The 14,752-nt window shown below is 46.9% G+C and carries 11 protein-coding genes; 3 read left to right on the forward strand and 8 right to left on the reverse strand.

The annotated features are described in order from the left end of the window. The coding region (locus tag KDD36_11895; protein ID MCB0397353.1) for a MarR family transcriptional regulator at positions 1-236 on the reverse strand (236 nt) is incomplete at its 3' end. Between the two features lie 193 nt (positions 237-429). Here KDD36_11895 and KDD36_11900 point away from each other — a divergent pair. After that, entirely contained in the window at positions 430-1,518 is a 1,089-nt protein-coding gene (locus KDD36_11900) for a PKD domain-containing protein (protein MCB0397354.1), read from the forward strand. A gap of 130 nt (positions 1,519-1,648) precedes the next feature. Here the strand turns inward: KDD36_11900 and KDD36_11905 are convergent, their stop codons facing one another. The 6 genes from KDD36_11905 to KDD36_11930 all read right to left on the reverse strand — a co-directional run bounded on the left by KDD36_11905 (position 1,649) and on the right by KDD36_11930 (position 9,359). Beyond that, the gene (locus KDD36_11905) at positions 1,649-2,737 is read right to left on the reverse strand and encodes a cytochrome-c peroxidase (protein ID MCB0397355.1); all 1,089 of its coding nucleotides are present in this window, start codon (positions 2,735-2,737) and stop codon (positions 1,649-1,651) included. Positions 2,738-2,740: 3 nt separating this feature from the next. Next, positions 2,741-3,469, reverse strand: a complete 729-nt coding sequence (locus KDD36_11910) for a hypothetical protein (protein ID MCB0397356.1) — start codon at positions 3,467-3,469, stop codon at positions 2,741-2,743. A 153-nt stretch (positions 3,470-3,622) separates the two neighbouring features. Beyond that, positions 3,623-6,046, reverse strand: coding sequence for a S8 family serine peptidase (locus KDD36_11915; protein MCB0397357.1), 2,424 nt, complete (start codon positions 6,044-6,046; stop codon positions 3,623-3,625). A gap of 150 nt (positions 6,047-6,196) precedes the next feature. Then, positions 6,197-6,976 (reverse strand): fibrobacter succinogenes major paralogous domain-containing protein, encoded by a 780-nt coding sequence (locus tag KDD36_11920; GenBank protein ID MCB0397358.1) that lies wholly within the window; start codon positions 6,974-6,976, stop codon positions 6,197-6,199. A 2-nt stretch (positions 6,977-6,978) separates the two neighbouring features. Beyond that, positions 6,979-8,322: a T9SS type A sorting domain-containing protein gene (locus KDD36_11925; protein MCB0397359.1), complete on the reverse strand. Its 1,344-nt coding sequence runs from the start codon at positions 8,320-8,322 to the stop codon at positions 6,979-6,981. Beyond that, a complete protein-coding gene (locus KDD36_11930; protein MCB0397360.1) occupies positions 8,319-9,359 on the reverse strand; it encodes a TonB-dependent receptor in 1,041 nt (346 codons plus the stop codon). The genes KDD36_11925 and KDD36_11930 overlap by 4 nt, the downstream gene beginning before the upstream one ends. Between KDD36_11930 and KDD36_11935 the strand changes: the two genes are divergently transcribed. Beyond that, a complete protein-coding gene (locus KDD36_11935; GenBank protein ID MCB0397361.1) occupies positions 9,358-9,732 on the forward strand; it encodes a DUF2400 domain-containing protein in 375 nt (124 codons plus the stop codon). The genes KDD36_11930 and KDD36_11935 overlap by 2 nt on opposite strands. A 106-nt stretch (positions 9,733-9,838) precedes the next feature. Here the strand turns inward: KDD36_11935 and KDD36_11940 are convergent, their stop codons facing one another. Then, positions 9,839-10,438 (reverse strand): hypothetical protein, encoded by a 600-nt coding sequence (locus tag KDD36_11940; protein ID MCB0397362.1) that lies wholly within the window; start codon positions 10,436-10,438, stop codon positions 9,839-9,841. Between the two features lie 528 nt (positions 10,439-10,966). Here KDD36_11940 and KDD36_11945 point away from each other — a divergent pair. Next, a partial coding sequence (locus KDD36_11945; GenBank protein ID MCB0397363.1) for an FG-GAP repeat protein occupies positions 10,967-14,752 on the forward strand: 3,786 nt, incomplete at its 3' end.

Genomic DNA, 14,752 nt, shown 5'->3' on the forward strand with positions numbered 1-14,752 from the left:
TCCTCACTTTGTTTTGTAGGGTAAACTTCTGTAGTTCTTCCGACATGTTTTCTTTGCAAAAATCCTCTATACTCCATTTTTTCAATCAGCCGAGTAACTGTAGATGGAGTTAGTTGCATATGATGACTGATCTCTTTTGGTTGGATGCCTGGCTTTTCATTCACTGTCATCAAGAGAAAAGCATAAGAAGAAGTTAAGCCTGTAACAGCAAATTCTTCATCTGCTAGTTTAGTCATTATTCTGGCCAAGGCATTAGCCGAATAATATAAACACCCGCAATATTTTGACCTACATTTTTCCATTTGATGGAACAAATATAAAACTAATGTTTGTACATACAAATAAAATGAAAGATTTTTTACTTAAGGATTATTGGGTTAGTTTTTTCAGCATGAAGCGCAACATGTGAATAACTGCACCAGCTGTATCATGACACCGGCGTTGACGGGTAACAATACCAGTTGGAGCAGCCAGACCAACAATTCGATTGCGTCCTATAAAAGCGGTGCAAGCTGTCTGACCAGCGGCACGTGCACCAATGATGCACCGGCGGTCTCGGAATTCTCCGCAGACAAAACCCAGGGATGTGAAACCCTCACCGTTGCTTTTACGGATTTATCAACAAATACACCAACTTCCTGGTCATGGAACTTTGGTGACGGCGGCACTTCCAGTCAGCAAAACCCAACCCATACCTATAATTCTACTGGAAACTTCAACGTAACATTGTCCGCATCCAATAGCTTCGGTGGTACACCCGCCACCAAGAATCAGTATATCAAGGTGCAGGCAGGTGGACCGTATCCAACCGTTAAGGGTGGACCTGCAAGCAACACAGCGGTGGGAGCCGGCGGGTATTTCAATACGAACGACATACGTGGTCTTGTTTTTGACGCATTGCAAGGCGTGATTATTGAGTCCGTGAAGGTGTATGCCAATACCGCTGGTGATCGTGTCATTGAGGTGCAGGATGCTGTCGGTGGTAATACCGTGGTCTCCAAAACAGTGAATATCCCGGCTGGCGAAAGCCGTGTAAATCTCGGTTTTGCTGTTCCTGCAGGTACCGATTATCACATCAAGGTAACCGGGTCACTGGTAGATTTATATCGGAACAATGCCGGTGCAAGTTTTCCATATGATGTGGGTGGCTTGGTTTCCATCACTCAAACAGACTATGCCAGCACCGACCCCAATTACTATTACTACTTCTATGACTGGGAAGTGCGGAAAGAAGGCTGTGATCCTTCAACAGGTGTGGGTGACCAACCTATAAGCGGAACTTTTGAGCTTTATCCGAATCCTTCTTCCAATCTTGTTACCGTAAAGCTTTTGAATCCTCAGGTAAGCGTCTCACAAGTTCAGGTGTATGACATGCTGGGCAAGAGAGTTAATCCACCGATGAAACAGCTCGGATCTCAACAGGTTCAACTGGATTTCCGCGGATGGAAACGTGGTATCTATCTGATTAGGGTAGGAAATGATTCCAATGGTGCTGTGCAACGTTTGGTAATTATGTAATTCGTGAAGTTATGAGTTGAGCTTCTCCCCCGGCTCAATTCTATATGCTGAACCTTACCGGGTTCACATTAGATCAAAAAAAGACACCCATCTTGGGTGTCTTTTTTTGTGTTTCAGACCCTGTTTTTCCCTAATTCCTGAATGGGTCTGAAAAGCGGGGACTTGTAAGGATATCCTGATCTACCATGGTTTTTAAGAATGCTTCCAGCGCCTGTTTTTCATGTTCTGTCAATCCCAGGCGGATAGGAGGTGGGTTGCTCGGATCATCTCCCGGCTCCAGCGGTAGATCGCTATAGTGTCCTTTCCTTAGATTAAATGCCAGGTTCGGATGGGGTTGAATACCCTCGTTGTAGTGATCAATGACTTCCCTTAATGTTGCAAACCTGCCATCGTGCATATAAGGTGCGGTTCTGGAGATGTTCAGAAGAGAAGGTACTTTAAAGGATCCGTAGAGATGTTCACGGTTGATAACAGTCCCAACCCCATTATCCTTGTATTCGATATCGAGCCCAATGTTCTGAGATTCTCCTGACCATCCAGATAAAAAGGTGGAACTGGTATGACATCCCGAGCATTTCGCTTTTCCAATGAACAGTTTTCTTCCTTCATGTTCCAATGCAGTAAATTGGGAAGGACTGGTGGAATAACGCAAAGGAATATTGACTGTGGCATTCATGGTTCCGAGAAAGAAACTCAAGGCTCTCTGAATTCGTTCCACACTGATTACTTCGTCTCCGTAAGCATCCTTAAATAGCTTACCGTAGTAAGGCCTTTGACCTAATTTTTCAGGTAGAATGGACAGGTCAAAGATGAACATCTCTGTATGATTTTGTACCGGTTGAAGCACGGCTTCGTCAAAATCGGCTGCCCGGTTATCCCAGAATCGTCGGGTATTGTCGTTCAGGAGGCTCGAGGTATTTCTTGCTGTGGGCAAGCCTTCCAGACCTTTGCTGACAGCTGTATTATCCGCGAATCCGAATGTTTGCTTATGACAGGAACCACAGGATACGGTATTGTTAAGAGACAGTGCTTTCTCATAGAACAATACCCTTCCAAGCGTAGCTTTTGCATTGTTTGTTGATTTGTAATCATAGGGTGTGTCTGGTAATTGAGGTTCCGGACTTTTTGCAATATCCTTATTAAGTAGATCATCCTTACCGCAAGCAATGATGATCAGAAGAACAGAGGTGAGTCCCCATAACATGTGACGTGTTTTCATGGCTTAGAATGTTATAGCTAGAAAGATTGAAGTTGGAAGTGCAACGGAAAGATCCGAGGTCTTTGAGTTCTGGGTTTGGGTGAAATTATTTGTGACGGTGACTACCCCCTGATTATCCTGCCTTGATGTGGTGTCAAAGCCGTTGAATGATTTTCCCTTTGCGTAGTTAATATGGGTTTCTGTGAATAACTTAATTCTATCACTAAATTTAAACTCCAAACCCAATAGTGGACTTAATCCAAAACTCGTACTTCGCGTTGAAATAACATCCCGGGTAATTATTGTGATCATATTGCCGCCGTTAAAATTATCGAAGCGGGTTTCGGAGATGGTCTTTCGGAATTCATCCGATGCAAACGCATCCAGACCAATATATGCACCGAATCGCTCACCTGAAATCAGTTTTCGTTCAGTACCAATTGAGAAGTTCATGCTATAGAAGTTCTCTTCGCGAGGTTCATTGATCGTGTCTAAACTGACCGTTTGGTTGTCGACAGCAAAGCCAATACCTGATCTGAATGACCATGTTCCCCGATGTCGCTTGAAGGTGATCTTGTACAGTGACTCCGGTGCCTGCTGGTTTCCCAGGTTAATGATCTGATGGAGTAAGCCTGTCGCATCAAAACCGATCTCGTATGTCGGATCAGGTTTTGGAAGGTTATTGTCTTGGCCCTTCCCGGCAAAGGAGATGGCAAACAGACAAATGATCATAAACAATGATACTGATCTCATGTGTGCATTTTAATGGGATACCAGTTTTGACATCCGGGTTTGAGTCTGCATAACGCAATACCCCATTAAAATTACACATGGCATCTCCCGTTTTCAATCAATATTGAGTAAACGGTTGAATCGGGTAAGTATTTGGTTATTATCTACCCCGGATTATTGAATGACCAACTTTTGAATCCCATACTTCTTGCCATTATGGATCATGGCATGATAAATACCCGGACGGAGGGTGACGTTCAACCTTTCTCCATTCCCTGCCTGGGTGGAGAATACGGATTGTCCCAGGATGTCGTATATGTCAACCTGAACAGAAGTACCCGGATCGGTATCCGGAACGGACAGGCTGAAGTTACCATTGTTAGGATTCGGTATGATGCGGAACGGCATCAGCGTTTCCTCTTCAAAGATCCCTGTGGTGCCATCACAGCCTACTTCGCGCACTTCCCAGTCGTAGAAATAATAGTAGTATCCTGCACTACCTGCGTTGGATTCAGTGATGGATACCAAACTGCCTATGTTATAGGGGTAGGCGGGTCCGGTGCTGTTTCGGTAAAGATCGGTGGTTCCGATACATTGAATGAAACGCCCGTTTCCGGTGGGTACATCCAATTCTACTGTTACCCTTTGTTCACCCGCTGTAAGGTTAACCGACTTGCTGGAGATTACATTACCCCCTTCACCGTCAAGAACAGCAATTTCTCTTGTTCCGGCTGATCCGGCATACACTTTTAACGATTGAATGACCACGTCTTTCTGTGCATCGAAGAAAAGTCCGAAGCCCTCATTGGCATGCATTGCGCCGTCCCCGATGGTGTTATCCGCCGCACCGCCGAATTGAGTGGGTAGGGGATTGCCGACACCCACCTTGATCAGGTCGGTTTTCGTGATATTATCGTTTCCTACGCCATTGGTGGCTGTGAGTGTAACGGAGTAGTTGCCCGGATTGCCATAAGTATGACTGGGGTTGGCAAGTGAAGAGGTAGAGCCGTCTCCGAAATCCCATAACCAGGAGGTCGGACTAAAGGTGGACTTATCGGTAAAGTTTACTGTGAGTGAATTGCATCCGGTAGATGCGTCATTGGTGAATTCTGCCACCGGTGCCTTTTGTACCACTTCCTGTACGGCCTCCAGGATGTTAATTCTTCCCCAGCCCCATGTGTTATTCGGGATTGAAGAACCTGGTGTTCCGGAGCAAGTCTGGCTTGAAGTTTTTCTGACAGCGGTCCTCTTAAGAACAGCTTCGATACTGTCTACCTGACCGGCAAGGGATGGATTTGCTGAGATCAGCAAGGCTACAGCCCCTGCGACATGCGGGCCTGCCATTGACGTACCACTCATGGTTGTATAACCTCCACCGTCTGCAGCGGAGCGGATAGACGATCCGGGAGCAGTAACGTCCGGTTTAACCCGCGTTACACCACCGGAACTTGCCGCACCACGGCTGCTGAAACTGGATATGTCATCGGCACTGGTGGATGAACCAACGGCAAAGCTACCTTCGAAGATTGCCGGATTCCCAATGGTATTACATCCGGAGCCATCATTGCCTGCGGAAACCACCACCACGATACCTGCGGCACGGCAATTAAGTACAGCCGTTTCCATCGTGTTGTAGTTGGACGTGTTGCAACCTTCGTCTGTTAGACATCCCCAGGAATTATTAATGACGTGTGGTGCTTTGGCTGGATCTGCTCCGCTTCCATTCAATTTGGTAGGTGCGAGAAACCACTCAAAACATGAAACATAAAGTGAAAGGGTACCTACACCATCGTCCATATTTCGTGCGGCGATCCAGGTTGCTTCCGGTGCCACACCAATCTGATTGCCGCCTCCGTCATCACCGCATATGGTTCCGATGGTGTGTGTGCCATGGCTTCCGTCGCCACATGGTTCTGGTGAATTGTAGCCACAAGAGGGGCTTCCAGGAGAATTCTTTACAGCATCAAACCAGCTGTAATCGTGATTGGCACTGCTTCCGTTCCAGCCTCTGTATTGATTTTTAATAGCTGGGTGATCCCAGTCCACACCAACGTCTGCGCCACCTACAACCACGTTTTGTCCTTTATAGCCCAAAGCCCAAACGTCATCCGCATTGATCATGGAGATGCCCCATTCAACAGCATTCGGACTCTTGTTTGATACATCGGGTATTTCTTCCACCGGTTTGTGATTGGCCAGTTCCATGTTTTCAACCACCGCCTGAACATCTGCACGGGAAGCAATTTTCTCAAGAGTCTCCATGTTCCCATGAACCAGTATGGTATTTACCATAAAGAAAGACTGGTAGGTGATTCCGGCGTCATCCAGTTCCTTTCTGAGGGCCTGCTGGCTTCTTTCGGCCGTCTCTTTAAGCAGGTGGTATACATACGCACCCTTTTCTTCTTTTGTCTTTAGTTGATAGGCTCCTGATACATCAGCCTGTTCTTTCATGACCACCATAAAAGGAATCTGCTCCGCAGTTGTTTGACTGAACAGACTTTGATCCACTTTGCTTTTCCACAGATCCGAGGTCTGACCCACCGATGAGAGGGATATGACCATTCCCAATACGAAAAGCGCACTCATGCTCTTTCTCATAGCAATTCGTTTTATTAAAATGGGGATGGGAGATTCCCCTATAAATAAATGTGAATGACACCAACCGGTGGTAAGATAGAACTTTATTTTATGAAAGTCCAATCGGGATATGCCGGTCCGGTGTGTGAAATCGGTTGAAATGCTAAGAAATCAGTCTTTTACACAGCGAACAATAAAGCCATAACTTTTTGGGCCGTAATAACGGAAGACACCTGTTTTTTTGTAATCAAGGTGACGGTAGTACAACTCATCGGTGCCGGTACGCTTGGTAGAAGACCACCAGAAGCCGAGGTACACGCGACCGGGAGGGGAATTATATTCACCGGTATTGAATAAGCGGCAGCCACCTGGTCTGGCTGAAAACCCTGTTGAGTTGGAAGCCCACAAATATTCATGTTGGTACCAAACGCCATTACCCTTTCCGTCTACTTTCAATTTTTGCCCCTGGTCCGTTCCCCTCCAGTTCAGTGCATCAATATCATTAGGGGTCATGGACATGAATTTCTCCAGTTTTTTCCAGTCGTCTTCCGTTGCTACATGCCATCCATCAGGAGCTAAGCCGCGAGAATCTGTTACCGCATGGCCATTATAAAGCAAGCCAAAATACTTGCCTGCTGTTCCGGAAACATGATTGCAATACGCAGCAGTGGTTTTATTGGCCCATGTTGTACCATCGGCGGTGGCCGTTCCTATTTGTTCGATGGCATCACCGTTGCGGAAATGAGTTGTCCTGAGATCCTCGACCGTCCACCATTGATTTCCGATCCTGATGGTTTGGTAAACATTTCCATCCGCATCAGTTACTGTTCCCTTGTTGCTCACTGGTTCAACAGGGTCTTTTTCACAGCCTGACCATGAAGAAAGCAACAGACACATTACCAACATACCGGTTATTGAGGTCAGGTGAAATTTATATGTACGCCTCATCATCATTACTTCTTTATGAACCATTGGGTTCCTGTATATTCGTCCGTCAGCAATCGAAGTATATAGCTGCCCGAAGACAGCAGTGATACATCCACTGAAATGGTATTGCTGTTTTGTCCATTGGATGATACTTGCTTCTCCATAACACTCCTTCCAAACATGTCATAGACTATACAGGTGATATTACCATGGAGTATGGTGTACGTCCTGATTTCCACTTTTGGTCCTGCAGGGTTTGGAAAAAGGGCAAACATCAGATCTTCTTTAGGATCACCAATGCTTAGATTCGGACATACCACTGAGATGTCGCGGTCGTTGCAGGAACCGGGGTAGCAACACAATGCGACCTGAGAGCTGGCATCAAGCGGAAAGTTTGCACTTGAGTTATAATTACAGGCGGCGGGGTCCATACAACCGATTACGATGGGTGTCTTACATGCACCGGCTTTTTCGCAACCGAATCCTTTATCAAACTCCAGATAATTCGGATCAGTACAACCACAGGGAAGCGGATATTTAAGATAAGACCTCAGAAGTTCGTCTGGGAGCAAGATGCTGTCACGGGCAACGTAGGTATATGTTTTGCCGGTGCTGTCACTTACAACCAGATTCAATTCAAACGAAAGATCTCCTTTGGTGGTGAGCTGAGCAAGCAGTACGCGGTTCTCATCTGTGGGTCCGTAAGCTCCGCTGTTCCCCAGAAAAGCATCGTAGCTAACGAATACGGTATCACTTACCAATGACCCGAATATGGTGGAATCGTTTCCGGTGCCGAATTCCACGATGCCTTTGTCTATCCAGTTGGAAGGGGTGAAGTGGGGAGTGAGCAAACCATCAGCAGTTGTAAGAGGTATACCTGCATCTGTATCGGTGTTAACGAGTAACCCTCCCGATATACCGGCGCTGCCTCCATCGTTGTTGGTTCCTCCGATGATGGATCCGTCCGCATCATTGATCTTTTGGACACCTACATGAGACTTGCTGGGCATGCTCAATGTAAGCCATGTGTCAAGGGCAACCACATCCTCTTTCAGTCGACTTTTACTAAGGTCTTTGCCAAAACTAACACCTTCTGTTTTGTGATTGAAGAACGGTTCGGTGCTGGCTATTTTCAAACGATGATTTTTATCGCCGTAAATCTTAGTGACCTTACTGCCCTTGACCAGGTCCGCATAAATACGATAGGTGACGGAGCCTTCTTCGAGGTGACCGCAGGTGGTATCGGTCGCATCATATTGGTCCGAAATATAATAGATTTCCACAATGATGTTTTCCAACTGGCCAAAACACCAGGTACTAAAACCAAGTGAAAGCATCATCCCCAAAAACAAACACTTCTTCATGCTCATAACTTATAGGATAGCCCAAGAGAATAGCCTGTTCCGAACCTGTAGCGGTCAAAATCAAGCAACCAACCTTCGGTATAATTGTAAGATCTTCTGATGGGTGAGTTGAGGGCATTGCGAACCTTCAGGCTCACACTTAAATGCTTCCCGAATTTTTTCGAGACCTTCACATCCACCATATGCCGGGGTAATTCGTAGATGTCGGGGGCATTGTTGGTGGAGGTTAATACCAGTTTAGGTCCTTGAACATTATAGCTTACAGCCGCATCCCAGCCAGAGCTGTCGGCTTCATAGATTAATATGGCATTGATCACATATGGCGCCTGTCCGAGCATGGTCCTGGTTTCGGGAATGCTGTCTCCATAAGGAACCCATTCCAGACCTTCGGTAACATATTCAGGTTTTAATTTTATGAATGTCGTTTGTGATTTTACAAATGACATGTTGGACCTCAGTGAGAAGTTTTTGGTTAGTTTCTTGCTACCCTCAACCTCAACTCCGGCAACAGATGATTTATCCACGTTCAACCAAGCAAAACCGATATTCGTGTTGAACATTTCAATATGGTCTTTGAAGTCTTTATAAAACAGACTGAAAGATATGTTATCGGTGGAAGGAAAGTAAGACTCCCAGCGTATGTCATAGTTCTTGATGCGCACCTGCTTTAAGTTGCTGTTTCCGAAAACATAATCGTTGAGTTCGTAGTCGAATAACAGTGTTTCCGATAATTCCCTTAGGCTGGGTCTGGCTATGGCATGACTGTAGCTTAGTCTGAGGTTGGTAAGTACATCCTGGAACCAGTTCAGTTTGTATATGATGTTTGCGCTTGGCAGAAGATTGGTCTCATTCATCTCACCCGGGCGTGTTGTAACGATCTCATCTCCGAAATCAAGTCTTCTTGGATCACCGGCGGGCAGCCCCAATGAGTCGAACAGGAATATCTCGGTGAACAGTTCTGCTTTTTCTGCACGCACACCACCTGAGAACCGAAGTCGGGAGTTTAATGCATAATCAAGAGGATTGAAAGTGACAGGTGACATGGCCGGTGCTATTTGTCATGTGCGCGATCTGTTTTTCTCAATTCCCCATCCGAATCGGACCACCAAACACTTTTCGAATCCTGGTGCCAATAGCGCTGCAAAGCGCATCAACATGTTTCTAAGGTGGATGGTAAGGGATGATGGCAAGGGGGTGGACCTTGGACTTTGGAAGGATATAGCTCCCTCGCAATTGTATTGTCCGCTTGATGTCCACGTATCCCGTGTGGCGCGTGATCTTGGATTGCTTAAAAGAAAGCAGAACGACTGGAAAGCTGTTAAAGAATTGACCGAAAACCTGTGCAGAATGGATCCAATGGATCCTGTAAAGTATGACTATGCATTGTTTGGCCTGGGGGTCTTTGAGGAGTTATAAAGAAAACAGCCCGGGAATATTTCCCGGGCTGTCGAGCCGAGGTCCGTCCAGTGAGAGGTTGGGTTCGCGCCGACGGACCATGTCCTCCTGAGGTACAAGGAGGTGGTCAGTGAGCGGTTTTTTCCTTGATTTTTGCCACTGGTTTGTTGGTTGCTTTTAAAGCACCATATTCCGTTTTATATTTTCCGATCTCGTTTTTATCGGCCATCGTCAGGAAGCCTTCTACCTGATTTTTACGTTTGTTCAGTGCATCCCAGAGTATATCTACCTCATCCCAGTCTTCCCGACTGTATTTTGTTGCGTGATCATTGACCACGCCGACAAAGTTGGCATAAACCTGAGTAATGTTGTTGGCATCCACCTCATTTAAGGTTAAATCGCCTTCACTTATCATCAAAGGCTCAAACAGCAGTTTGATATACATCGGGGTATGCCAGTCTCTATCAGATATGCGTACCTCTTGCGGGTCAGAGAGGATTTCACTGGTTGCATCCTTATATTCTCTTCGAAGCTCGTTGAATTCTTGCTTGAGTTTTGCATACTTGTCGAGCATTTCATCATTCATCTCCGACATGCCTTCATCAAGTTTTTGTTGTGCCTCGTTAAACTCAGCTTCAATATCCTCCCAGCGTTGCCGGGTGTCTTCCTTGATATCCTGACGTGTGTCTTCCATTAACGTTTGCATATGTTTTAGCTCTTCTTCCATTTTCGCTTCATTGGACCTGCTACAGGCGCTAAAAAGGAAGAATATCATGGTCAGGGAGGCCAGGATGTGTGGTATGTTTTTTCGTGCTTTCATGCTTTCTGAATTTTTAGTGAATAATTCAACTTCTGCAGGAAAGGGTAGAAACTTCATGCCATGGAGGTGCAAAATCTGTAAAGCGCTGATGGTCAGGTAAGATTTAAAGACTGACCTCCATGCCAGAACCAAGGGGAGGGGAAAACCTTACACGGAATGTCTATGGTTTTCTACAACTGATATAGCACGTATACCAAAAGAAGCACAAGGAGAACAGAAATAACTACTGCCATGATGCTGTTCACCGAAACACCTTCCCATTTATTTATCATCATTTTGCATCCAAAATCTCAAATGGGCGTATAAGGTTTCGTAAAATGTGGTAGGCACAATTCCACATATGCGTCGTAATTTTAGTTAACTTTCCTATTAACCGAAACAAGGTCGGGATGTGTATTCCTTGTGTGTGAAGCGATTGTGAACGAAACCTCTGGTATGAAAAAATACATCTACTCCATTCTTTTACCGACTATTTCCTTATCTATTGCAACTTTAATTTCGGGATATTTTCCGCAATCCGATGGCCCTTCCGTCGGATCACCGGCAAATTCTCCCAAAGCGCTTTCCAACGCCAACCCAATGGCGCAGATCAGGGCTGATATCCGCCGACGTGAGTATAACATACGTCCGGATGCGAAACAAGCGCTACAAAGTCCTAATAGACAGCAAAACCTACGGTTCCGCTATTTTCCGGATGGATTCTCCATGGAAACCAGGAAAGACTCCCTCCATCAGGAAAACTGGAATGTGCGAATGAATCTGAACGGTATATTCAGAGGGGAAGACCTGGCTATGGCAGCAGAAGCCCAACCCGTAAGGGAATTGGAGGATAACCACCTGCAGTTTCACCATGCCTCGGGACTCACCATCGAATACCTTAATAATACCCAGGGGATGAGGCAAAACTTTATCCTCGAAAAGAAGCCGGCCGGTGAAGGTCTGCTGAAAGCCAAAATGCAGATTAAATCAGAACTGTCCGCCACATTGACCGGTACCACAACACTGGTTTTCTCCGAAACAAGTAAAAATAACAAGCTTCAACCTAAGGTTCGCTATACCGACCTGAAGGTAACGGATGCCGAAGGCCGGGAAATGACCTCATGGATGGAGTTGCAAAATGATGAATTGGCACTGGTTGTAGACGATCAGGATGCTGTTTACCCACTGACTATTGATCCATTGTCAACCACCGCATCTGCCATGGTTGAGGGTGATCAGGCTGATGCCTGGTTCGGTTATAGCGTTGGAACGGCCGGTGACGTGAATGGGGATGGATACAGTGATGTGATTGTCGGCGCATACCTTTATGACAACGGTCAGACTGAGGAAGGCGCTGCCTTTGTCTATCATGGCAGTGCCACCGGCATCAGCACGACCGCAGCCATCATGGTTGAAAGTAATCAGGGCTATTCCTGGTTCGGATATAGCGTAAACACCGCTGGTGACGTTAACGGCGATGGCTACAGTGATGTGATCGTGGGTGCGCATTCCTATGATAACGGCGAGAATAATGAAGGAGCTGCTTTTGTTTATCATGGCAGTGCTTCCGGAATCTCTTCCATACCTGAGGATACCCTTGACAGTGATCAGGCCAACGCCTACATGGGGTTCCGGGTGAGCAGTGCCGGTGATGTGAATGGTGACGGTTACAGCGATGTGATCGTGTCAGCACATGCCTATACCAATGGTGAGGCGAATGAAGGTGCCGGTTTTGTATTTCATGGCAGTGCGGCTGGAGTCGATCCGACCCCTGCTCTTATCATTGAAAGTAACCAGGCTGGTGCCTGGATGGGCCTGGGTGTTGGCGCCGCGGGTGATGTGAACGGTGATGGCTATGGTGATGTGGTGGTAGGTGCCTATAAATATGATAACGGCGAGAATGACGAAGGTGCTGCCTTCGTATACCTCGGAAGTGCATCAGGAATCACTACTCCTGCAGTGGATACGGTTGAAAGTAATCAGACCAATGCCTTGCTGGGTTTTGATGTCGGTACTGCGGGTGATGTGAATGGTGATGGCTACAGTGACGTGATCATTGGATCTTACTACTATGCCAATGGGCAGGCAACCGAAGGTGCAGCCCTTATCTTTCATGGAAATGCCACCGGGATCAGCAATTCGATCGATGCCTTACTGGAAAGCAATCAGGTGGATGCACGGCTCGGATTCAGCGTGAATACTGCCGGTGACCTGAATGGCGACGGTTACAGTGATGTGATCGCCGGCGCACCGATGTATGACAATGGGGAATTGGAAGAGGGAGCTGCGTTTGTATTTTACGGAAGCGCTTCCGGTGTCAATACCACACCTGCTGCCATTCTTGAAGCGGACCAGGCGGATGCGTCCATGGGGCAAAGCGTGAGTACCGCAGGTGATGTGAATGGTGATGGTTATAGTGACTTGATTGTCGGAGCGCATTTGTATGACAATGGTGAGAATGACGAGGGAGCTGCTTTTGTCTATCTGGGTGGGGCTTCCGGGATCAGTACTTCATATAATGCTGCGGTCGAAAGCAATCAGGCGGATGCCTGGATGGGTTTTTCCGTGAGTTCTGCAGGTGATGTGAACGGTGATGGTTACGCGGATATCGTGGTGGGTGCACCATACTTTGATAATGGTGAGGCCGAAGAGGGCGCCGCCTTTGTCTATCATGGAACAATCAATGGAATCAATACCGCACCGGCTGCGATGGTTGAGAGCAACCAGGCCACTGCATATCTTGGAATAAGCGTGGCAAGTGCCGGTGATGTGAATGCGGATGGTTACAGTGATATCATCGTTGGTGCAAATCTGTACGACAACGGAGAAGCCGAAGAAGGAGCTGCATTTGTTTACCATGGCAGTGCGTCTGGTATCAGCACAACTGCCGCTATTGTCCTGGAGGGTAATCTGGCGGATGCCTATTTCGGTCAGGGTGTTGCAACAGCCGGAGATATCAATGGTGACGGCTATAGCGATGTTATCGTAGGCGCTTACAAATACGATCACACAGAAACCAATGAAGGAGCTGTCTTTGTGTTCAGAGGAAGTGCTTCAGGTATACAGGCGGTTGCAACGGATACGATGTATGGCAATCAGGCTCACGCCTGGTTTGGGTATAGTGTGGGTGGTGCAGGAGATATCAATGCCGATGGTTTCAGTGATGTGATTGTTGGTGCGCCGTTGTATGACGGCGGTGTGGCAGATGAAGGTGGAGTCTTCGTTTTCTATGGTGATGTCAAAGGGATCAATCCGCAATCCGATACACTTCTGGCTAATCAGGCTGACGCTATCTATGGTTTCTGTGTGAATACGGCCGGTGATGTGAATGCCGATGGGTATAGTGATATCATTGTTGGTGCTCCGAATTATGACAATGGTGAGAATGATGAAGGAGCCGCTTTTGTTTACCATGGGGCTTCCGGTGGAATATCAGCGAGTCCTGCGGTTGTGTTAGAAAATGATCAGGCAGATGCGTGGATGGGCTATAGCGTGAGTAAGGCCGGTGATGTGAATGGCGACGGTTATGGCGATGTCATAGTAGGTGCACTATACTTTGATAACGGCGAGGCCGAAGAAGGAGCCGCCTTTATTTACCATGGCAGCCCGTCCGGTTTAAGCGGTACAGCTAACGCAATGATAGAAAGTGACCAGGCCGATGCTGAGCTTGGTTTCAGTGTGGCCAATGCCGGTGATGTGAATGGTGATGGCTATGGTGATGTGGTGGTAGGTGCAAGCAAATATGATAACGGTGAAGCCGAAGAAGGAGCTGCCTTCGTTTATCACGGAAACCTGGATGGTAACTTATACCGCAAAACCCGGCAGTACCTGTCCGACCTCAGCACGGCAGCACAAAATGGTGCCCCGGGTGGATCAAATTTCGGTGTGGGGCATTTCGCCCGGTCCACCTACGGACGTACCAAAGTCAAACTGGTATGGGAAGTCTATTCCGAAGGCAATCCTTTCTCGGGGAATCCCATTACAAATAGTACCATGTATCAAGGTGTAAGCAGTTCGTGGACTGACATAGGAACGGCTGGTACTGAAATCAAGGAAACGCTCGGTTCTGCCGGAGCATACAACAAGTGGCGTGTACGTGTGATGTACAATCCGGTAACCATGCTTGATGGAAAACCTTTCAGTCGTTGGTTCTATGGTGGTATCAATGAACCTATCGAAATGTCTATCAGGGGATGTATCCTGACTTTTGATATTGACACGCTGCCGGATATTACCGGTGAA

The organism is Flavobacteriales bacterium (assembly GCA_020435415.1).
GTDB lineage: Bacteria > Bacteroidota > Bacteroidia > JACJYZ01 > JACJYZ01 > JACJYZ01.

Excerpts from the sequence above, each read along its gene's own strand:
- KDD36_11900 (MCB0397354.1), top strand. The coding sequence starts at position 430 with ATGACACCGGCGTTGACGGGTAACAATACCAGTTGGAGCAGCCAGACC.
- KDD36_11905 (MCB0397355.1), bottom strand. The coding sequence starts at position 2,737 with ATGAAAACACGTCACATGTTATGGGGACTCACCTCTGTTCTTCTGATC.
- KDD36_11910 (MCB0397356.1), bottom strand. The coding sequence starts at position 3,469 with ATGAGATCAGTATCATTGTTTATGATCATTTGTCTGTTTGCCATCTCC.
- KDD36_11915 (MCB0397357.1), bottom strand. The coding sequence starts at position 6,046 with ATGAGAAAGAGCATGAGTGCGCTTTTCGTATTGGGAATGGTCATATCC.
- KDD36_11920 (MCB0397358.1), bottom strand. The coding sequence starts at position 6,976 with ATGATGAGGCGTACATATAAATTTCACCTGACCTCAATAACCGGTATG.
- KDD36_11925 (MCB0397359.1), bottom strand. The coding sequence starts at position 8,322 with ATGAGCATGAAGAAGTGTTTGTTTTTGGGGATGATGCTTTCACTTGGT.
- KDD36_11935 (MCB0397361.1), top strand. The coding sequence starts at position 9,358 with ATGGCCGGTGCTATTTGTCATGTGCGCGATCTGTTTTTCTCAATTCCC.
- KDD36_11930 (MCB0397360.1), bottom strand. The coding sequence starts at position 9,359 with ATGTCACCTGTCACTTTCAATCCTCTTGATTATGCATTAAACTCCCGA.
- KDD36_11940 (MCB0397362.1), bottom strand. The coding sequence starts at position 10,438 with ATGGAAGAAGAGCTAAAACATATGCAAACGTTAATGGAAGACACACGT.